Origin of the sequence: Olsenella phocaeensis, from assembly GCF_048189965.1 — a bacterium.
GTDB classification, from domain to species: Bacteria; Actinomycetota; Coriobacteriia; order Coriobacteriales; family Atopobiaceae; genus Olsenella_I; species Olsenella_I phocaeensis.
In genome coordinates this window covers 128244-151844 of sequence record NZ_DBEZHV010000011.1, presented here as the reverse complement: position 1 = coordinate 151844, position 23601 = coordinate 128244, and the positions used below count along the sequence as shown (strand labels likewise).

Annotated in this window: 29 protein-coding genes; 26 read left to right on the top strand and 3 right to left on the bottom strand. The window is 61.4% G+C overall.

The features are described from left to right. The first annotated feature begins 25 nt into the window (after positions 1-25). The 4 genes from ACMPH2_RS05695 to ACMPH2_RS05680 are packed head-to-tail and all read left to right on the top strand — an operon-like array spanning position 26 to position 1961. Positions 26-442, top strand: a complete 417-nt coding sequence (locus ACMPH2_RS05695; protein ID WP_417118865.1) for a hypothetical protein — start codon at positions 26-28, stop codon at positions 440-442. A 40-nt stretch (positions 443-482) separates the two neighbouring features. After that, positions 483-878, top strand: a complete 396-nt coding sequence (locus ACMPH2_RS05690; RefSeq protein WP_417118864.1) for a helix-turn-helix domain-containing protein — start codon at positions 483-485, stop codon at positions 876-878. Continuing rightward, the gene (locus tag ACMPH2_RS05685) at positions 871-1392 is read left to right on the top strand and encodes a PBSX family phage terminase large subunit (RefSeq protein WP_417118863.1); all 522 of its coding nucleotides are present in this window, start codon (positions 871-873) and stop codon (positions 1390-1392) included. Before ACMPH2_RS05690 ends, ACMPH2_RS05685 begins: the two co-directional genes overlap by 8 nt. Before the next feature lie 20 nt (positions 1393-1412). Next, the gene (locus ACMPH2_RS05680; RefSeq protein WP_417118862.1) at positions 1413-1961 is read left to right on the top strand and encodes a hypothetical protein; all 549 of its coding nucleotides are present in this window, start codon (positions 1413-1415) and stop codon (positions 1959-1961) included. Between the two features lie 201 nt (positions 1962-2162). Here ACMPH2_RS05680 and ACMPH2_RS05675 read toward each other — a convergent pair whose 3' ends face one another. Beyond that, the gene (locus tag ACMPH2_RS05675) at positions 2163-2693 is read right to left on the bottom strand and encodes a hypothetical protein (protein ID WP_417118861.1); all 531 of its coding nucleotides are present in this window, start codon (positions 2691-2693) and stop codon (positions 2163-2165) included. A 143-nt stretch (positions 2694-2836) separates the two neighbouring features. On the opposite strand from ACMPH2_RS05675, the gene ACMPH2_RS05670 reads away from it, so the two are divergent. From ACMPH2_RS05670 to ACMPH2_RS05655, 4 genes are all read left to right on the top strand, one after another. After that, a complete protein-coding gene (locus ACMPH2_RS05670) occupies positions 2837-4333 on the top strand; it encodes a hypothetical protein (RefSeq protein ID WP_417118860.1) in 1497 nt (498 codons plus the stop codon). 1002 nt (positions 4334-5335) lie between these two features. Next, on the top strand, positions 5336-6436 hold the full coding sequence (locus ACMPH2_RS05665; RefSeq protein WP_417118859.1) for an McrB family protein: 1101 nt from the start codon (positions 5336-5338) through the stop codon (positions 6434-6436). A 4-nt stretch (positions 6437-6440) separates the two neighbouring features. Continuing rightward, a complete protein-coding gene (locus ACMPH2_RS05660) occupies positions 6441-7916 on the top strand; it encodes an LlaJI family restriction endonuclease (protein WP_417118858.1) in 1476 nt (491 codons plus the stop codon). Positions 7917-8118: 202 nt separating this feature from the next. Continuing rightward, positions 8119-9267, top strand: coding sequence for a DNA cytosine methyltransferase (locus tag ACMPH2_RS05655; protein ID WP_471752467.1), 1149 nt, complete (start codon positions 8119-8121; stop codon positions 9265-9267). Here ACMPH2_RS05655 and ACMPH2_RS05650 read toward each other — a convergent pair. Then, complete coding sequence (locus tag ACMPH2_RS05650; RefSeq protein WP_417118856.1) at positions 9264-10058, bottom strand: MAE_28990/MAE_18760 family HEPN-like nuclease; 795 nt, start codon at positions 10056-10058, stop codon at positions 9264-9266. The two genes, ACMPH2_RS05655 and ACMPH2_RS05650, sit on opposite strands and share 4 nt — an antisense overlap. Positions 10059-10063: 5 nt before the next feature. Beyond that, positions 10064-11122: a GmrSD restriction endonuclease domain-containing protein gene (locus ACMPH2_RS05645; RefSeq protein WP_417118855.1), complete on the bottom strand. Its 1059-nt coding sequence runs from the start codon at positions 11120-11122 to the stop codon at positions 10064-10066. 329 nt (positions 11123-11451) lie between these two features. On the opposite strand from ACMPH2_RS05645, the gene ACMPH2_RS05640 reads away from it, so the two are divergent. The 18 genes from ACMPH2_RS05640 to ACMPH2_RS05555 all read left to right on the top strand — a co-directional run bounded on the left by ACMPH2_RS05640 (position 11452) and on the right by ACMPH2_RS05555 (position 23522). Continuing rightward, on the top strand, positions 11452-11862 hold the full coding sequence (locus ACMPH2_RS05640) for a hypothetical protein (protein ID WP_417118854.1): 411 nt from the start codon (positions 11452-11454) through the stop codon (positions 11860-11862). Positions 11863-11871: 9 nt separating this feature from the next. Continuing rightward, positions 11872-12750, top strand: a complete 879-nt coding sequence (locus ACMPH2_RS05635; RefSeq protein ID WP_417118853.1) for a hypothetical protein — start codon at positions 11872-11874, stop codon at positions 12748-12750. Between the two features lie 68 nt (positions 12751-12818). Further along, positions 12819-13118, top strand: coding sequence for a hypothetical protein (locus ACMPH2_RS05630; RefSeq protein WP_417118852.1), 300 nt, complete (start codon positions 12819-12821; stop codon positions 13116-13118). Continuing rightward, positions 13118-13444: a putative minor capsid protein gene (locus ACMPH2_RS05625; protein ID WP_417118851.1), complete on the top strand. Its 327-nt coding sequence runs from the start codon at positions 13118-13120 to the stop codon at positions 13442-13444. The genes ACMPH2_RS05630 and ACMPH2_RS05625 overlap by 1 nt, the downstream gene beginning before the upstream one ends. Further along, complete coding sequence (locus ACMPH2_RS05620; protein ID WP_417118850.1) at positions 13441-13869, top strand: hypothetical protein; 429 nt, start codon at positions 13441-13443, stop codon at positions 13867-13869. Before ACMPH2_RS05625 ends, ACMPH2_RS05620 begins: the two co-directional genes overlap by 4 nt. Next, positions 13866-14051: a hypothetical protein gene (locus tag ACMPH2_RS05615; RefSeq protein ID WP_417118849.1), complete on the top strand. Its 186-nt coding sequence runs from the start codon at positions 13866-13868 to the stop codon at positions 14049-14051. Before ACMPH2_RS05620 ends, ACMPH2_RS05615 begins: the two co-directional genes overlap by 4 nt. Beyond that, the gene (locus ACMPH2_RS05610) at positions 14048-14758 is read left to right on the top strand and encodes a phage distal tail protein (protein ID WP_417118848.1); all 711 of its coding nucleotides are present in this window, start codon (positions 14048-14050) and stop codon (positions 14756-14758) included. The genes ACMPH2_RS05615 and ACMPH2_RS05610 overlap by 4 nt, the downstream gene beginning before the upstream one ends. Further along, entirely contained in the window at positions 14758-15735 is a 978-nt protein-coding gene (locus ACMPH2_RS05605; RefSeq protein ID WP_417118847.1) for a phage tail spike protein, read from the top strand. Before ACMPH2_RS05610 ends, ACMPH2_RS05605 begins: the two co-directional genes overlap by 1 nt. A 15-nt stretch (positions 15736-15750) precedes the next feature. Then, on the top strand, positions 15751-16023 hold the full coding sequence (locus ACMPH2_RS05600) for a hypothetical protein (protein ID WP_417118846.1): 273 nt from the start codon (positions 15751-15753) through the stop codon (positions 16021-16023). Positions 16024-16084: 61 nt separating this feature from the next. Continuing rightward, positions 16085-17491 carry a collagen-like domain-containing protein gene (locus ACMPH2_RS05595; RefSeq protein WP_417118845.1) on the top strand — a complete coding sequence of 469 codons (1407 nt, stop codon included), beginning with the start codon at positions 16085-16087 and terminating at the stop codon, positions 17489-17491. After that, on the top strand, positions 17491-18867 hold the full coding sequence (locus ACMPH2_RS05590) for a leucine-rich repeat domain-containing protein (protein ID WP_417118844.1): 1377 nt from the start codon (positions 17491-17493) through the stop codon (positions 18865-18867). The genes ACMPH2_RS05595 and ACMPH2_RS05590 overlap by 1 nt, the downstream gene beginning before the upstream one ends. A 118-nt stretch (positions 18868-18985) precedes the next feature. Next, complete coding sequence (locus tag ACMPH2_RS05585; RefSeq protein ID WP_417118843.1) at positions 18986-19666, top strand: DUF4417 domain-containing protein; 681 nt, start codon at positions 18986-18988, stop codon at positions 19664-19666. Beyond that, positions 19659-20183: a hypothetical protein gene (locus ACMPH2_RS05580; protein ID WP_417118842.1), complete on the top strand. Its 525-nt coding sequence runs from the start codon at positions 19659-19661 to the stop codon at positions 20181-20183. The genes ACMPH2_RS05585 and ACMPH2_RS05580 overlap by 8 nt, the downstream gene beginning before the upstream one ends. Further along, positions 20180-20542 carry a hypothetical protein gene (locus ACMPH2_RS05575; RefSeq protein WP_417118841.1) on the top strand — a complete coding sequence of 121 codons (363 nt, stop codon included), beginning with the start codon at positions 20180-20182 and terminating at the stop codon, positions 20540-20542. The genes ACMPH2_RS05580 and ACMPH2_RS05575 overlap by 4 nt, the downstream gene beginning before the upstream one ends. After that, the gene (locus ACMPH2_RS05570) at positions 20543-21190 is read left to right on the top strand and encodes a hypothetical protein (RefSeq protein ID WP_417118840.1); all 648 of its coding nucleotides are present in this window, start codon (positions 20543-20545) and stop codon (positions 21188-21190) included. It begins immediately after the preceding gene. Positions 21191-21208: 18 nt separating this feature from the next. Continuing rightward, positions 21209-21400 (top strand): DUF4926 domain-containing protein, encoded by a 192-nt coding sequence (locus ACMPH2_RS05565; RefSeq protein WP_417118839.1) that lies wholly within the window; start codon positions 21209-21211, stop codon positions 21398-21400. A gap of 104 nt (positions 21401-21504) precedes the next feature. Beyond that, positions 21505-22464, top strand: a complete 960-nt coding sequence (locus tag ACMPH2_RS05560) for a hypothetical protein (RefSeq protein ID WP_417118838.1) — start codon at positions 21505-21507, stop codon at positions 22462-22464. 2 nt (positions 22465-22466) lie between these two features. Continuing rightward, positions 22467-23522 (top strand): hypothetical protein, encoded by a 1056-nt coding sequence (locus ACMPH2_RS05555; protein WP_417118837.1) that lies wholly within the window; start codon positions 22467-22469, stop codon positions 23520-23522. The last annotated feature ends 79 nt before the right edge of the window (positions 23523-23601 follow it).

Sequence of the window (23601 nt, the reverse complement as noted above, 5' to 3'; positions counted from 1 at the left end):
CCCCTCTTCACGGGGCGGTGGCCGCATGAGCTTCTGGACAACCGGGCATGAGGAGGTCTTGCGCGAATACGCCCATCAGGGCGCCCAGGCGGTAAGTGATGCAATCATGGAGCAGTTCGGCGCGTACCACTCTCCGCATGCCGTGGAGCAGTTCGCCCATCGGGTGCATGTGAGCCTGCGGAAGATGCAAGAGTGTCCCGAGTGCGGCAACCTGGTGGACCACCTGAACCGGCAGACCGGTATGTGCGCACGGTGCAGCGAGGTCTATCACGTGGAGCGGGCGCGGGCATACAACCAGATTCTTGAAGAGGAGGCGGCGGAAGCAGAGTCGCAACGTGCGGCAGCTTCTAGGGAGTACGCCACACTGCGGCAGCGTAACTCGCGTTTGCGTAAGAGAATCGAGCGAGCAAACAAGGGAGAAGACGGCGAATCCAGCTTGTGACGCAACCAGACAATGGCCCCATGGAAAGGAGGCTGTTGTCATGGCAAGGCCGAAGATAAGCCAAGAGATGATTGATCGGGCTGCAAAGCTCAAACGCAGCGGCCTCACGAACAAGGACATCTGTGCCGCTCTGGGCATTACCGAGCAGACCTTCTACCGCTGGCTGAGCAAGCCGAGCTGCAAGCTGCATCGTTCATTAAGTGAGTCAATCAAAAAGGCAGAGGCCGACTACAAGGCCGAGCTTCTGCAGACCATCCTTACGACGGCCACCCGCGAGAAAAACCCGCAATGGACAGCGGCGGCGTGGCTGCTGGAACGCAAGTATCCGGACGAGTACGCGCAGACCACCCGGCAGAGGGACGACGGGCGTGAGGACGTGCCGCAGATCGTGCTGGGCGTGGAGGTGCGGACTGTGGAGGGCGGCAACGATGATTAGCGCGGCGGATCTCGTCATCCCCCGTTTCCACGACGTGCTAGGCGACGTGATGGCGCACGGGCACACGCACTACTGGCTGCACGGGGGAAGAGGCAGCACGAAGTCTTCCTTCATCAGTCTTTGCATCGTCCTTCTCGTCATCGCCAACCCGCAGGCCAATGCGGTGGTGGTGAGGCGGTTCGGGAACACGCTGCGCGATTCCGTCTACCAGCAGGTGCTGTGGGCCATCTCGGCGCTTGGTCTTGAGGGCTACTTCAAGGCGAAGCTGTCGCCGATGGAGATCACCTACCTTCCCACGGGGCAGCGGATTGTCTTCCGTGGGGCGGACGACCCGTTGAAGCTCAAGGGTCTCAAGTTCACGAAGGGATACCCGGCCGTGGTCTGGTTCGAGGAGCTGGACCAGTTCGACGGGATCGAGGCGGTGAGGTCGATCCTCAACTCGCTGCGGCGCGGTGGAGATAGCTTCTGGATCTTCTACTCGTACAACCCCCACGCACGATGTGGAGCTGGGTGAACGTGGAGTGCTTGGAGCGCGTGAAGCGGGCGGACACGCTGGTGAGGCGGTCTTCTTACCTCAATGTGGTCGAGGCGCATCCGGAGTGGTTGGGAGACCCCTTCATCGACGAGGCGGAATATCTGCGGGACGTGAACGAGACGGCCTGGCGGTGGGAGTATTTGGGCGAGGTCACCGGCACCGGGGGCAATGTCTTCACCAACATACGCGACGAGAGGCTTTCACTTGGCCGCATCCGGAACTTCGAGCGAACGAGGAATGGGGTGGACTGGGGCTGGTTCCCCGACCCGTGGCGATTTGTGCGGTGCGCCTGGGAGCCTGGGGCCAGGCGGCTTCTCATCTTCGAGGAGCACTCGGCCAACCGGAAGACGCCGCATGAGACCGGGCAGATGGTGGTGGATTTTCTCACTTACGCGGACGAGCCGGGCGAGGACACCTACTTTCACAATGAGCTGGTGTGGTGCGACGACACGCCGGACGGCAAGCAGCAGATGGCCGTGTATAGGCGGGACTTCGGCATCCGCATACGACCGGCGCGGAAGGCAAGAATGAGGAAGCTTTCGTACTAGTGGCTGGCGGGGCTGCGGGAGATCGTGATCGACCCAGTGAGGTGCCCGAGGACTTTCGAGGAGTTCACCTTGAAGGAGTACCTGCGCATGCCCGATGGGACGTGGGTGGACGAGATCCCGGACGGTCAGGACCACTCCATCGATGCCGTTCGCTATGCCATGATGGACGACATCCTGCGGGGGTAAATGCGATGCGTTGGATTATCTACGTAAATCGGGAAGTTCAAACTTGCCATTCGTGCCCAAAACGGCACCTATGCCAATTAGGGCAAATCCCGCAAAGCCGGCAACTATCCTTAGACCTTCCTTGATGAAGTCTTGATTTAAGCGGTGGACCTCAACGGATTTATCGGCAAGGCTGTTAAGGCAGTCATAGATATGGATTCTTTCCTCGGGCGTAACGCCGTCGTTCTTTAGCTGCTCAGAGAGGATGTCGATGATGGCATTGATTTGCTTGAGCGTGTCGCTACTAGATGCTTCATTTGCTTTCAGAGATGACTCGTAGCTCTCCTTCAGTTCCTGCGCCATGCCAAGGGCAATCTTACCCATCTCGGGCACTTGCTCGATTACTCTCTTTGCAACCTCGGGATCCATCTGCGACAAAGAGCTAACCAGCTGCACCACCTGGTTTTTCGTCACATGGCGAAAATCTTCAACGCCAATGAACTTCTTCACATCCTCCTCAGAAAGGAGTCGGACGGGTTCGTTTTTCTTCGCGGGAAGAATTGCCATCGTGTTCACCTCTGCGCCCAATCGTCATTACCTCGCAATTATACCGCTGCTGGTCAACGGGAATGTGCCATGCGTGAAAGGCGATGTTGTGACGGGGGCGGACACTTGGCCTTGTAAATCTGCGCGGAGGACGGAGGTTGCGCATGAGCGGGTTTGACGAGCATGATTATTGGTTGCCGGAGCATGTGAGGGGGTATCTGCGGGGGCTGGGGTATCGGCTGCCGCTGGAGGACATGGAGCCTCATATTCAATCGTGGGACATGTGGATGCGGGCGCAGGGGTCGTTCTACGACTATCGGGACACCGACGGGTTCGGGCGGGTGTACCAGGTGCATCGGCGATCCATCATGCCGGCCATGCGCGTATGCCGGGAGTGGGGTTCTCTGCTTCTGAACGAGAAAACGCGGGTGGTGTGTGAGGAGCAGGTTTGCACGGACTTCCTCGACACGTTCTTCTCGGCAAACAACTTCATGAGCCTGGCGCAGGCTACCGTCATGCGGGCGTTTGGGCTTGGTACCGGTGCCTTCGCCATATGGATGGACTTGGGGCGCAAGGCGGTGAAGATCCGGCATTACGATGCGCGAATGGTGGTTCCTCTCACCTGGGATGCCGAGGGGGTGACGGAATGCGCCTTCTGCACGCGGGCCTTCTACAAGGGGAAGCCGGTGGACCAGTTGCAGATGCACGTGCTTGGTGGCGAGGGTTTATCGGCATCTTCGCCATTCTCACCTTCACCAAATGCGGCTGATGGAGTGCCCTTCTCGGCTGGCTCTTCTTCACCTTCCACCTATCGGATCATCACCGTGTGCTTTGACGAGGAGGGAAACGTCATCGAGCCTGCGGGCGTGGTTGGCGACTTCGACACGGGCAGTGCCTTTCCCACCTTCGCCATCGTGAAACCTGCCATCACCAACACGCGCGTGGATATGTCGCCTTACGGGCAGTCGGTGTTCGCAGATGCGGTGGATGCCATACAGTCGGTCGATCTTGCCTTCGACGCGCTCATAAACGAGGTGGACGTGAGCAAGATGCGGGTGTTCCTCTCGGACGTGATGTTCGACCACGAGCGCGACGGGGGCAAGAGCACGCCCATACCCTTCGGCAAGGGCGATTGCACGGTGTTCCGCAAGGTCATGAGCACGGAGGACACGATCCAGGAGTTCGCACCCGCGCTGCGCACGGATGCTCAGGCCGAGGCGTTCCGGATCGCGTTGCAGATAATGGGCGACCTGTGCGGTCTGGGCATCAGCTACTTCGACTTCGACAACACGGGCTACGTGAAGACGGCTACGGAGGTCTCGTCGGACAACTCGGCGCTCATGCGCAACATCCGCCACCACGAGAACCAGCTGCAGGGAGCGCTGGCGCAGATCTCGCACGCGGCGCTTGCCTGCTCGCGGACGCTGGGCGCGGAAGTGCCCGACGAGGGCACCATAGGCGTGATGTTCGACGACTCCATCGTGACCGACACGGCGGCGGAGAAGGCCCAGGACATGGCCGAGGTGGGCGTCACCATGAACGCCTGGGAGTACCGCGTCAAGTGGTACGGCGAGGACGAGAAGACCGCCAAGGCGCGTGCGCGGGGCCTCAAGGGCAAGGGGGTGTCCGGGACCGTCGGCACCGTCTCTGAGGGCGCGTAGAGCCGCCGGATGCGATTGCGTATGGCGCTCTCGGGATGGGCTTGCCTGTGTGGGGACATCCGGGTTTTGTGGGGGCGCTCTGGGGCCGCATGCGGGCTTCCTGGCGACAATTCGGGCGGTTGGGTGCCGTATCACTGTGCGGACTGCTACGAGGCGCGTATGCGGTCGCTGGTGGCTCTGGCGGGCTCGGATGGGATGCTGGCGCATGCGAGCGCGTAGGGGCTGCTGTGCGGTTGTGTGGGGTCGCTGGTGGAGCTGCTGAGGCGGACTGGCCGGAGGTGTGCGGTGCCTGCTGGTGTGACCGCTGCTGGGAGTGTTTTGCCGCCTGCGCTGGGCGATGGACTGGCCGAGCTGCGGCCCAACCCGAGGTTGGCAGCGCACGGCCAGGCCAGCGGCCAGGGGTGGCGGCAAAGAAATCTTCAAACGCCGCAAGCGCAAGACGGTTGTGCGTGAGCCACATTCTAATCTCCGCTGTTGGTGTCCATGATGCGGGACACGTTTGGGGAGCTTTTTGGTGCATCATTCTTGTCCAGGCACCCTGTCGTGTGCAAACAGGTTCCGCGCACTATCGCTGTTGGCTCTTATGCTCTCATTTGGCTTGGCTCCGACAACTCAAAGGGCATCCCGACTTCCTGGAAGCAGGGATTCCGCGCCTTGGCAAGAATCGAAGACGTGAAGCTCGGTGCTGGGCACAATGATGACACTACTACTGCGCTTTCCATCGGTTACGTTCTCGAAGAGTCGCTTACCAAGCCTGATCTGCTTGAAGTTGCGCCATCGGTATACGTGAGGTATTCGGAGATGGCCCTGTTCGGCATGGATGACTTCGCGAACCAAACGATTCGTGTGGTCGAGAGTTCCCCGAAGAGCGATATAGGCGCCTTGTTGTTATCCTGTGACATTGCACAGCCCGGGACGTTCGCCGGCATCGTTGAGGCATATCCCGAGTTGGAACCCATAATTGCGAAGGAGGAAGACGACCGTTCTTCCTTCGATGACGTTATGAAACGCTATCAGAACGAGATTGCACCCGAGATCAACCAACCCCGCAACCTCATCTTCTTCGGCGCTCCCGGCACGGGCAAGTCATACGAGCTGAACAAGCTCGCAGTCGGCACGGCGGACGAGCCGGGCTGCTTCGACAAGACCAACGTGACGCGCGTGACCTTCCACCCGGACTACACCTATGCCCAGTTCGTCGGCTGCTACAAGCCCTATTCTGAGGTCAAGGAGCAGGGCGAGGGCGACCCCGCCAGCAAGATTGAGGAGGAGATAACCTACCGGTTTGTGCCCGGGCCCTTCCTCGAGACCTACATCAAGGCCGTGCAGAACCCCGGCACGAACTACCTGCTCGTAATCGAGGAGATCAACCGCGCCAACCCCGCCGCAGCCTTCGGCGACATATTCCAGTTGCTCGACCGCAAGGCGGACGGGACGAGCGAGTACGAGGTCGCCACGCCCATAGAGATGCGCAACTACCTGCGGGTCTTCCTGCCCGAGTACGCGACCAACGCGCACATCAGCGACCCGATGAAGCTGATTTCCGAACAGATGCGCCTCAAGGCCGAGACAGAGCGGCTGTGCCTGCCGCCTAATCTCTACATCTGGGCAACCATGAACAGCGCGGACCAGGGTGTGTTCCCAATGGACACGGCCTTCAAGCGCCGCTGGGACTTCCACTACATGGACATCGACGCAGGCAGCGCCGCCATCGGGCGGTACCGCGTGCCCGTGGCGGGCCACGGCGGCCTGGTGAGCTGGGACGAGCTGCGGCGCGGCATCAACCGCGTGCTGCTCGAGGCCGGCATCAACGAGGACAAGCTGCTGGGTCCGTTCTTCATATCACCGCCGCGGCTTGAAGACGCCGAGCATTTCACCGAGACCTTCCAGGACAAGGTGCTGCTCTACCTGTTCGAGGACGCGGTCAAGACCAAGAAGTCGAAGGTGTTCTCGCGCGAGGGTACGCTCACCTACTCGCTGGTGTGCAAGGACTTCCGGGAGAAGGGTGAGCGGGCCTTCAAGTGGATAGGCGCACCGCTTGCCGAGGACGCGCCGGACGATGGCATGCCGGAGGGCGAAGACACCGCAGAAGTCGAGGAGTAGGCCCATGCAGACGGCCTATGTCCGCGAGCTGTCGTTCCACACGCCTCAGAGCCTTTCCCGCCTGCTGGGCCTCGACGCCGCCGCGACGATGCGCCTGGTCGAGCGGCTGTGCGCCCATGGGGTGCTCAAGCTGCGCACAAGCGACGACGGCGAGGAGTACGACGCGGACTTCGAGGCGGACGCGCGGGGCAAGTACCAGTTCGTCTACGTGGGGCTGGTGCTAGTGGATGACCTCTGCCTGATTGTGTACCCGAAGTACCTGCCCGTGGCCGACGCGCACGATCCCGGCGACGGGCTGCGGGCGGCCATGCGCCAGGTCTTCCGCGTGCTGCGCAAGAGCGGTGGCAGCTACTCGCAGATCGCGGCCATGACCGAGGAGGGCATGAGGGCGAACGACCGCCTTGCCCTGATGCTCGCTCTGCTCGAGATGTACGACGAGTACGGCGTGTACTCGAACTACGTGCGCACGCTGGCCGACAACGGGCCGGGCGACATCAACTGGGAGCGTACTATCAACACGAACCTGCCCTACCTGAGCGGCGGCAGGCCGATATACGTGGACTACAAGACCAACGAGAGCGACCAGGATGCCGCCGACTTCGTGATGCGGCTGCACCGCTGCGTGCTGACCAAGTGCTCGGAGTTCATGCAGGAGAGCGAACTTGCCGACCTGCTGGCGCTCGACGAGGTATGGCTGTCGGACGCCGACGTGGAGGACTTCGGCGACGCAGACTTCGTTTCCTACCGCCTGGAGCGGGAGCGCGGCGTGCAGTACGTGACGTGGAAGCAGGACGTGATAGACCTGCTGCTGCGCTACGTGGGCGAGGACGACACGACCGTGCGGGCGGACACGCCGCTCTGCCTGGGGACGTCGACCTTCTACCACGTGTGGGAGCTTGCCTGCAAGGTGGCATTCGACGATACGCTGGGCAAGCGCCTCGGGGATCTGGGGCTGGACCTCGCCGAAGGCTGGGACGCGAGGTGCGGTGAGACGCTGCTCGACATCATCCCGAGGCCGGAGTGGAGCGCGATGGGCAATGTCGGCGACGAGTCCGGCTGCGGAGAGGTGGCCACGCTCATCCCCGACACGGTGCTGCTCGCTCGCGGCGCGGACGGGCGGCGCGTGTTCGCCATCCTCGACGCCAAGTACTACACGCCGACGCTGGGCGCCGAGGTGCGCGGCGTGCCGGGCGTGGAGTCGGTGACCAAGCAGTTCCTCTACCAGGCGGCGTATCGCGGGTTCGTGATCGACCATTGCTTCGATGCGGTGGTGAACGCCTTCGTTGCGCCGTCTGCGGGTGACGTGATAGAGCACAGGGGGCGGGTGCGGTTCCCCGGTGTAATCGCCGATGAGGAAGCGCCGTTATCGAACGTGGTGGAGCTGTATGCGTTGCCTGCGCGGGTGGTGTTTGATGCGTATCTAGCCGGGGTGCCGCTGAGTGCGGACATGTTGGGGGCTATGTTGGGCGATTCCACGTAACAGCTTCGGGATTAGATGTGCGGGACACGCTAGATTGCCCCATCTCGCCAAGTGACTTTGTGACGGTCGGCCACCATGAAGCCGGCTCATGACGTGCACGCGCAGACAGGACGCGGAGCCATGCCTGTTAGTTCGGTGGAGTGGTGGTGCAGTTTGACGATTGCTCGTTCACAAACTCTCCACGAGCTGATATTGTAGGAAGTTGCAAACGAGTCGGCTCTTGCGGTTGGCTCCAAAAGGTGATACGAGGCTTGAGCGCAGGTTGGGAGTAGTCATAGGTACCAGGGCTGACATACCCACGATTGCGGACAGCCCCAAGATCGGGGCTGTTGACTTATTCTGCGGAATAGGCGGGCTGACGTATGGCCTTCGGTCTAGCGGCATTGATGTGGTTGCCGGAATCGACCTCGACTCCTCCTGCAAGTATGCCTACGAGGCGAACAACGGCGAGGGCTCTTTCATCTGCAAGAACGTCGGCGAGGTCACCGGCGAGGAGATCAACAAGCTCCTTGAGGACTTCGACATCAAGGTTCTTGTTGGTTGTGCGCCTTGCCAGCCCTTCTCCACCCACCGCAAGGACAAGAAGCACCGTGACCGCCACAAGGACTGGGGGCTTCTTGCCCAGTTCGGCAGGCTTGCGGAAGAGGTCAAGCCGGACTACATTTCGATGGAGAACGTGCCCGAGCTGGTGAAGGAGAGCATCTTCACGGACTTCGTGGTCAAGCTCGAGGAGTTGGAGTATTCCGTAACCTATAGCGTGGTAAAGGCCGAGGAGTATGGAGTGCCCCAGCATCGTCGACGTTTGCTTTTGCTTGCATCTAAGAAGGGTGCAATTAGCTTGATCGAGCCGACCAATGACGAGGCGAATGCGGTTACGGTGCGGCAAGCCATCGGTAGCCTCCCCGCCGTGAAGGCTGGCGGAGTGTACGAAGGCGATCCATTGCAAACGGCGTCTGCGCTTTCCAAGATTAATTTGCAACGGATTCAGGCATCGGTGCCCAATGGCACATGGAGGGATTGGCCGGAAGACTTGAAGCTTGCCTGCCACAAGAAGGACAGCGGGCAGACCTATCCATCTGTCTATGGCAGGATGGCCTGGGACGAGACATCTCCGACCATCACCACGCAGTTCTACATGTATGGCACGGGGCGCTTTGGTCATCCTGAGCAAGACCGTGCGCTTACCTTGCGCGAGGGGGCAATCTTGCAGAGCTTCCCTGCTGGATACAAATTCATCCAGCCGGGCGAGAAGTTGAGCCGCAAGGCCATTGCGCGTCACATCGGCAATGCTGTGCCGCCGAAGCTCGGCGAGGCTGTCGGCAAGAGCATTATTGCAGCCTGTGCTAGCTAGGCTTCGCTCGCGACTGTCCCGTCCGCCTTGTATTCGCCGGAATCGAGGTAGGAGATGACATCCGAGCGAAGCTGCATGAGGAACGAGTCGACATGAGTGATTAGCTCTGCAAGCTCGGAGGTGGTCACTTGATTGCCTGCATCAGCAAACGAGATGGATCCATGAGCCAAAGCGTTTCTGCGATCCTTGATGTCCTTAAGCTCGTCCTCTCTATAGCCACTACCAGCCGCGTGAACAGAGATTCCGTGGTTATCGAACAGCTTGAGAATCTCTTTTCCATCAAGGTTGCCACCGGGCATGGTTTGACGTGCGGTGATATGTACCGTCGTTTTAGCAATCACCTCATCAAGAAGCTCTTTGCTTGTCCGTTCTGCCGTCTCGTTACTTGCGTTTGGGTCATTTAGCTTGCGCATGCGCGTATGGTGCCATAGCGTGCGCAGCTTCTCCGAGACATCGACATAGCTGCAATTCTCATCTTCAAGGCGATCATAAATAGCCTGGAATAGGCTTGTGACGGAGAACTCGATAATGTTGTAGATCATGATTTTCACGTTCGAGCGGATGACGCTTGAGACGAGCGTGACGTCAGGGAGGTTCGTAGGGACACCATTCGGATTTGCGCTATGAGCCTCCTCGTATGCCTTGCCCATAACGTCTTGGTAAGTCATGCTTCCAGCAATGCCTTGGTCTAGCACATCAAGCAATGTTGCAAGGGTGATCATGCTCTTGGTTTCCGCAAGTCTATCCTGATAGACCTGCTCATAGGCGAGGTTCAAATTGCTGTCTGCCATAGTGCCTACCGATTTCCTAGCAGCTTCTCGGCCACATAGTCAATGCGTGAGCTCAGCTTGGCCTTCACGTTGGCAGAATCGGAGCGTACCAATTGCTGAAACTCCTCGTCCATAACCCATGACATATCTTGAACTGGCAGATCGGGTTTCTTTTCCAACGCGATTGCAACACCCACAGATATTCCCTCGAACCTAGCATGCGGTGTTGAGTTGCCCGTCGGCGTCTTCCTGAATCCAAGATCCCCAATTGCGCCCTTGACGTAGTTGAGCATGTCATTGAATCGAGCCGTATATTGCTCTCTCAGGTCAGCCTGTTCTTCGAATTTGCGATCCATGGCCTCGGTGTACTTATCGAGATATTCGGCCACGCGATCCTTGTAGCCATCAAACGCCGGGTAGCCATCTGCATAAGCGAAAAACCGCGTAATGAGCTCCAGGTCATCAAAATGCTTGCGCGCGGTCTCGCTCAGAGGGGCAAGTTCCTTGAACAAGGTGTTTTGCGCCAACTCTGACACGAGACGGCTGAAACCACCATCCATCGATCCTCGCCTGATTTCTTGTGAGCGAAGTTTCTTGCCAGAAGAATTGATACGTCGGAATATCTCTTGTCTAACCTCAACCGTTGTGCCCTCTTCTAGGAAAACCACACGGAAATTGGAATTGTCAAATCGTCTTTGCACTTCTCTAGGAAGGTCCGCGTATGTTTTGCCGTTAACCGTAGTGAGCATTTCAAGTCCCGTCAGGGTCAGCTCGCCGTTAGCGAAGTTGGCTAAGGCGGTCATCCTCTGGGCACCGTCGACAATCTCGATTTTCCCTTCATCCGCATCGGCAAAGAACATGTAGGGAATAGGCAAGCCCATGAGGACAGATTCTATGAAGTAGCTGCATTCCTTGTCTGTCCAGACAAAGTTTCGCTGGTACTCCAACGGAATATAGAAATCATCCTGTTTGAACTTCGCTATGAGGTATTCCGCAACATACTCGCGGGTGCTGTAACGCACCTCTTGCTTCTTTTCGCGAATCTGATTGGCAATCTCAGCCAGAATGTTTGGTTGCTCGCTCATTATGGAACACCTCAATCCCTGTTTGCGGTGATGAATCGCCGCATGGCAAGCAGGCTAAGAACAACCACCTTGCCAAGCAGCTCTCTATGATACCAGCGCATCATATGTCCGTGGGCATTCAGCATCGTTTTACACGCAAGACGTGACCTTGTGACACCTGATTAATCTGCTCTTGTACGAGCTAGATGAGGCGGGCGTTTCGTATCTCGCCTCCCGAGCAGAAAGGCGGTCCACCGATGAAGGAGGGTACCGATGGCGGGCAGGCGGCAGAGACGCAGCAGCACTCGCAAGGGCAAGCGGACAACCAAACGCAGCACGCGGAAGAAGAAGTGACCGCCACGGACAGTGGCACCGACGAGTTCAAGGCGCTGCTCGCCAAGCAGGAGGAGCGCATCAAGGAGCTGGAGGGTCAGGTGGCCGAGGCGGCGCAGACCAAGGCCAACGCCGACAGGCTCTCCGCCGAGATCGAGCGGGTGAAGGCCCAGGCGGCTTCCGAGCGAGTCGAGTTCGAGCTACGCCTTGCGGGCGTGCGCAACGTGAAAGCGGCCAAGGCATTGCTGGACGACCACGGCGGCGACGTTGCTGTGCTCAAGGAGGCGGAGCCGTGGCTCTTCTCCGATGCCAAGGCCAAGCCGGAGGCTGGCACCACGGGTCTGTCCCCCGCAGGGGTGGCAAGCAGGGACGAGAACCAGATGAGGCGGTGGCGCAAGCTGGCTGGCCTCGACGACGACAAGGAGTAGTGAGCTGACATGGCAAACGACATCGCGTACACCAAGAACTACACGACCATCCTGGACGAGGTCTACCAGCGGGCGGCGGTCTCCACCGTGCTGAACAGCCCCCGGCGCATGCGGCGTGCGGGGCACAACGCCAAGGAGATCATGATCCCCAAGATCTCCGTGACGGGACTCGGCGACTACACCCGCAACGAGGGCTACAAGACGGGTTCCATCACCTACGAGTTCGAGACCAAGACCTTCAACTACGACCGGGGCATCAAGCTGGTGGCCGACGTGATGGACGTGGAGGAGGCCGGCGTGCTCGACTGCTTCATCGAGGCGGGCGCGGAGCTGCAGCGCACCCAGGTGGCGCCCGAGGCCGACGCCTTCACCTTCGCGACCATCGCCTCGCATGCGGGCGTGACGCCGGTTGAGGAGGACCTTTCCAAGGCCACGGCGGCGGACGTGCTGGCGTCGCTGCGGGACGTGACCAACGCTATGGACGAGGCCGAGGTCTCCACGGGGTCGCGCATCCTCTTCATCACGCCGACGCTCAAGGGGACGCTCGACGACTTCTCGCTGGCGAACCCCACGCGCTCCAACGCCGTGCTCACGCGCTTCGCCCGCATCGTGGAGGTGCCGCAGACGCGGTTCTACACGGCGATCACGCTGAACTCGGGCGAGGCGAGCTTCGGCTACAGCAAGGCGGCGTCCGGCAAGGCCATCAACTTCATGGTGGTGGAACGGTCGGCCGTGATCAAGTTCGACAAGCACGTGGCGAGCAAGGTGTTCGACCCCTCGGAGCTCGAGAACCTGGACAGCTACATGATGAAGTACCGCAAGTACGGGATCGTTGAGCTGTTCGACAACAAGCTGGCGGGTGTCCACGTGAGCGCGGCGAAGGCGTAGGGACTATTGTGGGTGCCGTGGCCGTGACATACGAGTTCTACCGGGACGAGTACTGCGGGGATTTGCCGGTGGAGGGGTTCCACTCGGCGATGCCCGCCGCGCGTCGGCTGCTGGTGGAGCTGACGGGCGGGGCCGTGGTGGACGCGGAGGCGAACGCTGCGGCCTACGCGGCCTACCAGCGGGCGGTGTGTGCGGCTGTGGATGCGTTTGCGGAGTTCGGGTCTGGTCAGGTGGGCGGGTTCTCGCTGGGAGACTTCAAGGTGTCGCAGTACGTGAGCGACCGGGTTGCGACCGGGGCCGAGCAGGCTACCGCCGCCGCTGTGGCCGAGCTATATGGGACCGGGCTTGCCTTCTGCGGGGTGCGGTGATGGTTGTGCTTCGGCCGATACCCAGGCGGCTGCTGCCGGACACGATGGTGGTGCGGGTCGTGCGGGCGGACGGGACGTTCGCCGATGGGCGACTCGTGCGCAACGTGAGGTTCTGCCGGACGCAGAGCGTGGTGGATGACGTGCATAGGCCGGTCGATGGCGGGGCCGGGAAGGTCTACGTGGATGCCGTCAACTCGGCTGGGGCCTTCGAGGTGCCCGCCGGGTCGCGGGTGGAGATTGGCGGGGCGTCTCTGCTGGTCGCGGCCTGCAAGCGGTGCGAGACGGTCGGCGGGCGCGTGCACCATTGGGAGCTGACGGTACGATGAGCGACGCTTCGGTGATGGCTGAGTACGAGGCGGCGCGCGGCTCCGTGTGCGGGCTGGTCGCGAAGATGCTGGTAGAGGCCCAATTCACATCCGTTTTCACACAATCTTTGTCTCCGCTCGTGTGCGCCGAGCCGATTGTTGTGGTACCGGGCGGGTACGAGCGGGACTCCGAGCAGGTGGGTGCCGAGCGCGGCGAGCGCGTGGTGGAGGTCGTGGTGTGCAGGGAGGTCAATGCTGTGGCCGAGGCCGTGGCGCTGGCGTGCGAGCGGGCGCTGCGATTTGCCGACTGGGATGAGCACGCTGCGGGTTTCCTGAACCGCATCGTGGGGCTGGACACGGACGCGCCGGAGTACCGTGGGCGCGACGGGTCGGGACGGTATCTGTGGGGGTTTGCTGTGTACGTGACGGTTGCGAGGCCGCAATGAACGCGGGCAAGGTGCGCAGGAGGGCGCAGAAGCCCGTTGAACGGGCTGTTGTGCCCAACATGGGCAAAGAGCCGGACGGCGCCGACGAGGGCCGCAAATCGGAGCTGAGGGGCGTCGACGAGATCGCTCTCGAGACTCAGCGGCGCTCCATCGCCTACTCGCGTGCGAGGGGGCTGGTATGAGCTCCATCACCTACGGCGGGCACGACTTCTCGGATTGCACGACCTGCGAGGTCATTGAGGGGCCGCATGCTGTGGTGCCGACGGCCAAGGTGGTACCGGGGCGTGCGGGCGAGCTGCTGCTGGGCAGCAGGTTGGTCCCGCGCATTGTTCGGGTGCGGCTGTTCCTGGACGCTCGCGAGGCGCTGGATGAGGCGGGGCTTTCGGCCTTGAAACGGCGGATCTGCTCATGGCTCTATGCCCCTGACGGCGGCGTGCTGGTACTGCCGGGGTACCCCGGGCTCGAATGGCATGACGCAGTGGTGACGGCGGCCTCTCCCTGGTCTTCGGTGACCGGGGATGCGTCGTGCGATGTCACCTTCACCTGCTACGATCCGGTGGCCTACGGGGCCTCGCGCACGAGCGACGGCACCAGCTTCACGGTCGGCGGGACGTGGGCCACGTGGCCAGTCTTCATCGTGGAGGCTGCGGCTGGTTCTGCCGTGGAGGTCGGGTGCGGTGGCGCATTCGTGCGCGTCGAGCATGAGTTCATCGGCGGCGAGGACGTTATCATCGACTGCGGGCGCGAGACCGTCACCTTGGACGGCATTGACGCGCGTGCGGACGTCTCGCTATCGAGCGACTTCTTCTGCCTGGAGCCGGGGCAGGTGGAGCTGACCTTCTCGGGATGCTCCTCCCATGTGGTGGTCTGGCGCGAGAGGTGGCTGTGATGGCCGGGGCCGTTCCCACCCTGCACTGGTTCGACCGGTTCGACGAGCGGATCGGTGTGCTTGCCGTCGCGGGTGCCCTGGTCCACACCGAGGAGCTGGGCGGCGAGGACACGCTTGAGTTCGAGTGCCGGGACGTTCCGGCCAAGGGCGATAGACTGGTGTGGCACGACGACCTAGACGGGCGCTGGCGGGAGTTTGTCGTGGTCCGCACGGACGAGCCGCTTGAGGGGCTTTGCTCGGTGTATGCGGAGTCTTCCCTGTGCGAGCTGCTGGACGACTTCATCGAGGATACGGTGCTTGCCAACGCCACGGCAACGAGGGCGCTGACGGCGGCGCTTGCCAACTCGCGCTGGGCCGTGGGAGCGTGCGGCGAGCTTGGCCGCAGGGGCTGCTGGCTCTACCACGTTAACGCGCTGGCTGCCCTGCGGCGCGTATGCGAGGTCTGGGGCGGCGAGGCTTCGGGCGTGATAACGGTTGCCGACGGGCGCGTGACATCGCGGACGCTCTCTATCGTGGAGCGGGTCGGGGCATGGCGCGGGGCGCGGTTCACCTACGGGAAGAACCTGGCGCGATGCACGAGAACCGTTCTTGAGGATGAGGTCTACACGGCGCTCTACGGCTTCGGTGCGGGGTTGCCCAACGTGGACGAGAACGGCAACTGGACGGGCGGCTACCGCAGGAAGCTGACCTTCGGCAGCGTGAACAATGGCGTGAACTGGGTCGGCGACGAGCAGGCGCGGCTTGCCTGGGGGCGGTGGAACGCGGACAGAACGGCCAAAGTGCATTCATTTGGTCAAGTCACTTTCAGCGAGATCGAGGACCCGACCCTGCTGCTTGCGGTCACCCGCGCGGCCCTGGCCGATTGCACGCAGCCCAAGGTCTCCTACGACATCGACGTGGCGCTGGTCGAGGGCGACGTGCCCGTGATGCTGGGCGACACGGTTGCCGTCATCGACACGTCGCGCGATCCCGAATGACGCTTGAAGGCGCGGGTGGTCAAGCAGGTGCGGACGTTCAGCGACACGGTTTCCGTGCGCGTGGTTATCGGCACGGTGCAGCAGGCCACCTACTCTGCCACGAGCTCGCTCATGGAGCGCATGGCCGTTGTGGAGGACGCTGCTGGTGTGGCGACCGACAACGTGAACGCCATAGCAGATGCTGTCACAGTGGATACCTCTACCGGCACGGTCGAGACGATTGCTACGCAGTCTTACGTGGATGATGCCATCGCAGCACTTGATGACCTGTCCGGCCTGGACTTCTAAAGGCCAGCTCGTGACGGCAACGTAAGCTTCTCTCGGGAACTTCGAGCTGGAACGAGGTGCTATGGGCGCTCTGGACGGATACGGGCTGCACGAGCTGGTGTGGGAGACCGCCGACGACGTGATCGGGGATGTCTTCGTGGCCTCTCCCGCCGATGCGCACGGGCGCGGGATCTCGCTAGCCGTGAAGCGCGGCGGCGAGGCGGTCGACCTCTCCAATGCCAACGTCTACCTTGCCTGGCGGCACCAGGAGGCGCACGTGCGCGGCACAGAGGAGTTCGTGGCTGTTGATGCTTCCGCTGGCACCTTCCAGATCTTCTACCCGGCTACGATGGCGGGGCACGAGGGCATCGTGTATGCGCAGGTGGTCGTCTCCGAGGATGAGGCCGCAATCTCCTCGCGGGTGTTCTGCATCCACGTGGAGCAGGTCGTCATTGGCGGAGCCGAATCCGGGGATGGGTTCTCGCTCTTCATCGAGGCGATCCGCGCCTACGAGAACGCCACGAGCGTAACGACCGATGCGGCGGATGCGGCGAACCGGGCCGCCGCGCTTGCCAACACGGCTGCGGGCAACGCCGACGAGGCGCGGGTGGCGCTTGTGGAGGCGGCTGCAAGCGGTGAGTTGGACGGGTTCAGCCCGGTTGCGACCGTGATCCAGACCGCCGAAGGCGCGACCATCACCATCACCGATAGGAACAGCACCACCACGGCCGACGTTGCCAAGGGCGTCAAGGGCGATAAGGGGGACACAGGCGAGACCGGGCCGCAAGGCATCCAGGGCGAGGCTGGGCCGCAGGGCCAGAAGGGTGACAAGGGAGATACCGGCGAGCAAGGCCCGCAGGGCTTGCAGGGCGAGGTCGGGCCGACTGGTGCGACCGGGCCACAAGGTGAGACTGGACCCGCTGGCAGTGACGGCGTGAGCTGCACCCACTCCTGGGACGACACCGTGCTCACCGTGACTTCCGCATCCGGCTCAAGCTCCGCAAACCTTATCGGGCCGCAGGGTATCCAAGGCGTCCAAGGGGAGATGGGGCCGCAGGGTGCGACCGGCCCCCAGGGTGAGAAGGGCGAGACCGGCGACACGGGGCCGCAAGGGCCGAAGGGCGATCCGGGCGATGACGGCGTGAGCGCGACGATAACCAGTGCGTCCGCCACGGTCGATGCCGCCACAGGCACGCCGACCGTGGGCGTCACGCTGGGCGGGACCGCATCAGCCCGCACCTTCGCCTTCGACTTCCACGGGCTTAAGGGCGAGACGGGTGCGACGGGCGAGCAGGGGCCGCAGGGCATCCAGGGGCCGACCGGGCCGGCGGGCGCAGACGGGACGACCTTCTCACCTGCTTCGCCTTTGTCGCTTTCCAACGGCACGCTCTCCATCGACCTCTCTGCCTACGCAACACAGACCTGGGTGAACCAGCAGATCAGCGCGGCTATCGCCGACCTCAACGACCTCTCTGATCAGGAGTTCTGATGGCTGTCGGAACCATAAACACGAGCATCCTCACGGACATCGCGAACGCGATCCGCTACCAGAACGGCACGGCCACGCTCTACAAGCCCAGGCAAATGGCGGCGGCGGTCGCGGCGCTTGACGGCACCGATGCGGGCAACTACCAGGCGCAGCCTTACAAGGCGCTTGAATCGGGCATCTTGAGCGAGCGCGTCTTCGAGGGCATCGCGGATGCCATTCGCGGGCAGAACGGGGAAAGCACGCTCTACCGGCCCGAGGACATGGCGCCTGCCATTCTTGCCTTGGAGTGGGACGTTGGCTTCAAGGTGCGCGCGCTGCTGCTCACGAACGGCACTCTCGAAATCAACTACTACGAGCGGCGCTACTCGGCATCCGGCGGCACCATCCAGCAGGTGTTCGAGGTGGATACCGCAGGGTACTCGTCCGCATCCGCCCGTCCCTGGGATTCCATCAAGCTTGACGTTAAGCGGGTCTACATCGACTCGTCCATCGCGGGGCTGGGCATCACCAACTGCGCCTACTGGTTCAACGCCTTCGCCAACTGCACGGAGGTGGTGGGCTTCGAGAACCTTTCCGACTTCACCAACGGCACGCAGATGTTCACCTCCTGCGGGGCATTGGAGACCATCTACGCCACGAGCTTCACCAACGCCATCGCCAGCTCCGGCTCCATGTTCTACGGGTGCTCCCGGCTCGTGGGCGGCACGGACGGCTTCGTGCCCTCCACGACGAGCGCGGGGTCTGTCTGCAAGCTGGGGGCGGGCGGCGTCCTGACCAACCCCAACGCCGACAATCGCACGTGGTTCTGGGGGCACTTTTACGCGGACGGGCAGGCGGTGCTCACGGCGACGGCAACTCCCGACTCCACGCGTGAGCTGCTGGCATCCGGGCGGATCTGCGCAATAGGCAAGTACCAGGGCATGGGGTTCACGCCCTGGGACGCCTCCAACAGGCCACAGCTCACGAGCGTGCATTTCGCTTCCGACATGGGAGGCTTCGCCGACCTCAAGCTGATCTACCTCTTCTACAGCTGCTCAAACCTCGCCACCATCACCGGGCTGGGCAACCTGGCGAACGTCTCGTCCCTGCGCTACACGTTCTCTTCCTGCGCCTTCACCGAGATGGACTTCCGGGGCTTCGACCCGTCTCACCTCACCGACCTCTTCTATGCCTTCGCCGGCTGCGGGTCGCTCACGACGATCTACGCCGACGCCACCTGGGCACTGCCCACGAGCGGCATATCCGGCATGCAGTGTTTCTACAACTACCGGTCGCTAGTCGGGGGCAACGGCACGGCGTGGTCTTCGGGCAACACGAGCTACACTTACATGCGCATCGACAAGACCGGGCAAGCAGGCTACCTCACCGCCGCCTAGAACCGGCTACCGCGCACCAAATCTCTGTGAAATCGCTTGTGAACCGTTCCTAGAGCGAGCTTGTGACATGGGGCGAAGCTTACATCGTCAGCATTTCGACGATGAAAGCAGGTGACCAATGGCTGATAGGTCGCACAAGTGGAAGCCCATGCACAAGCGCGACGTGTTCCACGCCGAGCTGGTGCGCGGGGCGAGGTTCGAGGGCGAGTTCGACATGCCCTGCATCGAGGGTACGCAGAGGGTGCCCGAGGGGCTAATCCCGTTCTCCGAGGCGGTGAACGACAAGTGCCGCGACTTCCACTGCTACGTGATGTTCTACGAGGACGATTTCCGGTTCGAGCGGGTCTGGACGCAGCCGGAGCGGTACGCCGAGCGGCTCAAGAAGTTCGCAGGTGCCGTCTCGGCGGACTTCTCCTCCTGCACGGACTTCCCAGGCGCAATGAAGGTGTGGAACACCTACCGCGACCGGGCCACGGGATTCTGGATGCAGCACCACCTGGGGATGGAGGTGATCCCCAACGTGCGCGTGGAGGAGCTGACCCGTTCTTGGGCGCTCGACGGCCTGCCGCACGGGTCGCTTATCGGCGTTGGCGCGAGGGCCTGCATCAAGGATGTTGACGACCGCAAGCTCTTCTGCGAGGGGCTGCGCATCGCCTGCGACGAGCTGCGCCCGAGCGGGCTGGTGTGGTACGGGTCGGAGGCGTATGGCGTGTCCGACTACCCACGCGAGCTGGGGATTCCTATCTACGCCTTCGAGGGGCGCGGTCGCGGGCAGATTGGGGGCCGCGAGCGTGGCTAAAGGAAGCAGCAACCGTTTCCATGGGACGAGAGGCAACCCACAACAACTGTTGGACGCGCCTGGTTCCATCGCCGTCATTGTTGCAGCTGCGGGTGACGTCACCTACATGGATTCGAACGACAACTTTGCCAAGTTCATTGCTCGCAGACGTGATGTAGATGCCAATGGCACATTCGACGTAATTGCCCACGGATCGCCCACATCTATTGAAATCACCCACAACGGTAGCAAGATGCTGATAGACCATCGCGTTGCGGCAAAGCTCATCAAGCACAGCACTGGGTACCATGGGCAGGAAATCAGGCTGCTATTGTGCAGCACGGGCAAGCTCGATGACGGATTCGCTCAGAACTTGGCCAATAAGCTTGGCGTTGCCGTTACAGCACCGACGAGCATTCTTTGGGCCAGGCCAAGCGGAACTCACTATGTGGCCGACGATGATGGTCATGGCCGGGCAAACCGTCGTAAAATGGGAACGTTCAAGACGTTCTACCCGCAAAGGAGGGGAAGTCGATGAAGTGCGACAACTGCGGCACCGAGATGGAGAAGAGCATTGATGGGTCAACGCTCACCTGGACTTGCCCGAACTGCGGGGATGCCTTGGCGAGGACCTACATCGACCCCATCCGCACGGACGAGACGGTCTACGAGCTATCGATTGAGGAAGGCGCGGCAAATTCCAAGGAGTCCATTCGTGCTGTGGCCGACATAGCGGCCTGCAACTATCTCGGCGCGAAGCGGATGATTGAGGCTGCGCCCACCGTCCTTCTTGCCGCCAAGGCTGAGGATATTAAGTGCGCTGCGCTACAGCTCGAAGGGTTGGGCTTGCCATACTCGATAAGCCCCACTTTTCCCTATTCAATCAAGGAGCGATAGATGGGCGCATCACAGATGGAGGGAGCACGGGAGGTTATCGCTGAGCAGATCGTTGTCGGCGATCCTTCCGGCTTTGCCATCGGCTGCGCCTTTCTCGGCGACAATCGTTGCACGGAAATCAGCATGTGGGCCAATGGGATTAACCTGCTGGGGTTCACCAAAGAGGACTGCCACTACACCACGAGGTGGCTATATCTCGAGGGTCTTGTCGCATGGCTTAACAGCTTTGCCCGCAATATAACGGAAGACCCGTTCCCCATCGAAGCTGAGGGCGAGTTCGCGGCGGAGAAGGACGCGTACGCTCGTGCCCAGCTCCCGGAGGTCGACGACGATAGCACGGACGAAGAGATGGACGAGCTTGACGCTCAATACGATCTCTTTGGTAACTGGTCCTTTGAGCATACTTGGATTAGCGAGCGTGGTGGCGCAATCCTCCCCGACATCTTCTTTGAATATAAGAACGGTATGATCGAGCTGTCGTGGGACAACCGAAACGCAGGAGACGGCGTCGTGTTCGACTGCGAGTTCGGCGGGACGCGCGTTGATGCTGAGACCTTCAAGAAAGTCGTGCTTGATTTCGTCGAAGCCTATGAGCAGCACTGGGGCATCAAGGTGGATGATGACAGCACTTGGCTGAGGAAGGGCTAACGCGATGGGAGCAACTTCATGAACGAGCTTGACTGTGTGCGCCTAACGCGCGACTTCGAAGACCTCAAAGCCGGCGTCGAGGGTGCCATAGTCTACAAGTACAACGACGATGACTTTGAGGTGGAGTTCTTCGATGCCGATCACGAGACCATCGGTGTCTACACCATCAGCAGGGACTACCTGGAAGTAACCTGGACTTTCAATCGCTAGGCGGTCTGGCAAGAAGTATCGGAGACTGTTGCATTTGCTGGTTATATTCGTGTCCTACTCGCGTGAGATAATGTCCTCAGCCATTGTTCTGGAAGGGGGCGGTTATGAAGGAGTTCGATGCGTGGGAGACGTTCTGCGCTATGGTCGATGTGCTGGAAGTGCGGTACCATCCCGGCGATGACGTTCCTGAGAAGGCACGATACTTCCTTTCCGAGGCCAATCCCCATCTGTGGGCTGGCGAGACCTCTGCAGACCCGGCTATCTACAGCGAGTTCAGGCAGATGTTCGAGAAGGCTTTCCCGACCGGCAAGGCCGAGCCCTGCCAGTCGGCGGATGTCGTTGAGGAATTCCTGCGCGACCGGATGCAGCCGCTCTACCAGTTCGTTGACAACATATCGGACGACCCCGACGTGGATTTCTGGACGGTGTTCGACGAGGTGACCGAGGAGATGTCGTGGCCGCACTTCTTCGGTATCGAACCCTTCATCGGCACGGTCAATCCCAAGCAACTACAGGATGGAGAGCTTGAACTGCTAGGGTCGCTCATCGGCAAGACCATGGGGAAGTTTCAGCGCATGCGCGAACTGGGTGGTGTCGATACGAGCTGGGAGTACATAGGCATCGAGGTCGATGGCGTCATGTTTCAGCTGACGGCCACAAATGTGTGCGCCTCTTACTACAAGGATCTCGAGGACATGTGCCTCCTGCGTTTCAGACGATTGGAACATGGCGAGTCCGCCGGTCCCGATGGCTACGAGATGATTGACGAGCTTGTGGGCACGACCATCCGCGACGTGTTGGTATGCACTGAGATGGAGCGCGACTTCGAGGACGAGCGCATGGGCGTCTGCGTCACTACACGGGCGGTGGCGTTCGTTTTCGATGACGAGCAGATCGTCTTCGACCGCAACTGGCACTTCATGGAGGACATCGACATCGTGCGCGGGCCCGAAGCAGTGAGCAGCATCAAGCCCGAAGCGGATGTATCGCCCTTCGAGGAGAACGGCCATTGGTTCCGCAACGAGCACGAGATTAGCTGGCAAAGCTTGGGTGAGGAGGCGTAGTCATGGAGCTTATCGAGATGCCGCTGGGCAACGTGGGGCTGTGGCTGGATAACGAGCCTTACTCAGCCGACGGGCTGTGGGAGGTCGTGGACACCTCCGACTACGGCACGAGGCACCCCGTTGATGGCAATATGCGCATTGCCTACCGGCACGAGCCAGACGGGGCTTCTCATGTGCTGGAATGCAGGCTTGACCCCTCGTGCGCGTGCGAGGGCAGCATGGACAGCGGCGAGCGTCTCGAGGCCACCGAGATCGAGGGCGGAGGCACCGTGCTCGTGATTGGCGTCGAATACGACTTCGAGGACTTCGCCCACGGGCACGGTGAGCACGAGTACGACTACACCGCCACCGCCGACGGGCTGACCGCGACCGTGGAGCTGCCTGTGGATGCCAAGGCGCAGTGGATCGTTTTCGGCGTGAGCTGGATAACGGGTTACGACGACGAGAGCCGCACCAATCCTTGGCTGGCGGTCGACCCGATGGGTGACCGACTCAAGCTCGAAGGTGTTACGTTCGACAAAGAAGAGGTTGGCGCGTATGGCTATCGCTCCGTTGACTTCTTCATGGAGATCGAGCGGCCTTGGGAGCGCAAGGCCGACATCCTCAAGCTGTTTGAGGGCTGCGAGATCGTCGAGCACACCAACGCCGAGGAGGGCTACGGCCGCCTCTATGACGAGGAGACCGAGGTCGAGGTCGCGAACCCTTCCGGCGGCGAGGGCATTTGGATGGAGTTCGGCAGCGAGTACACGCTGGGCATAGGCGGCTGGCACACGCACTACGACGGCTACGAACGAGACTACCGTTTCTTGAAGCGTGATATCAGAGCCATCCTTGCCGGGGACATGCGGTTTGCCATCGCCTTCGTCGGGGAGTCCGATTGGCGCGGGTCGAGCGTGCTGGACAAGAGTTTGCCCGAGGATGCGGACGGCTGGGCCGTGCTGCGCTCAATGGACCTCCCTCGCGAGCATATGGACGAGTTCGCGGCAAAGGGCGGCGTGGTGAAGGTCGTCTCGTGGGTGCCCGAGCTGTGCAGGACGCTTCGGGTGGAGCCCCGCTAGTCAACCGTTCTTCTCACCTGCACAAAGCAAAGGCACCTGAGCTGCGGACTTGCAACCCAGGTGCCGTGACTTTGCCGTG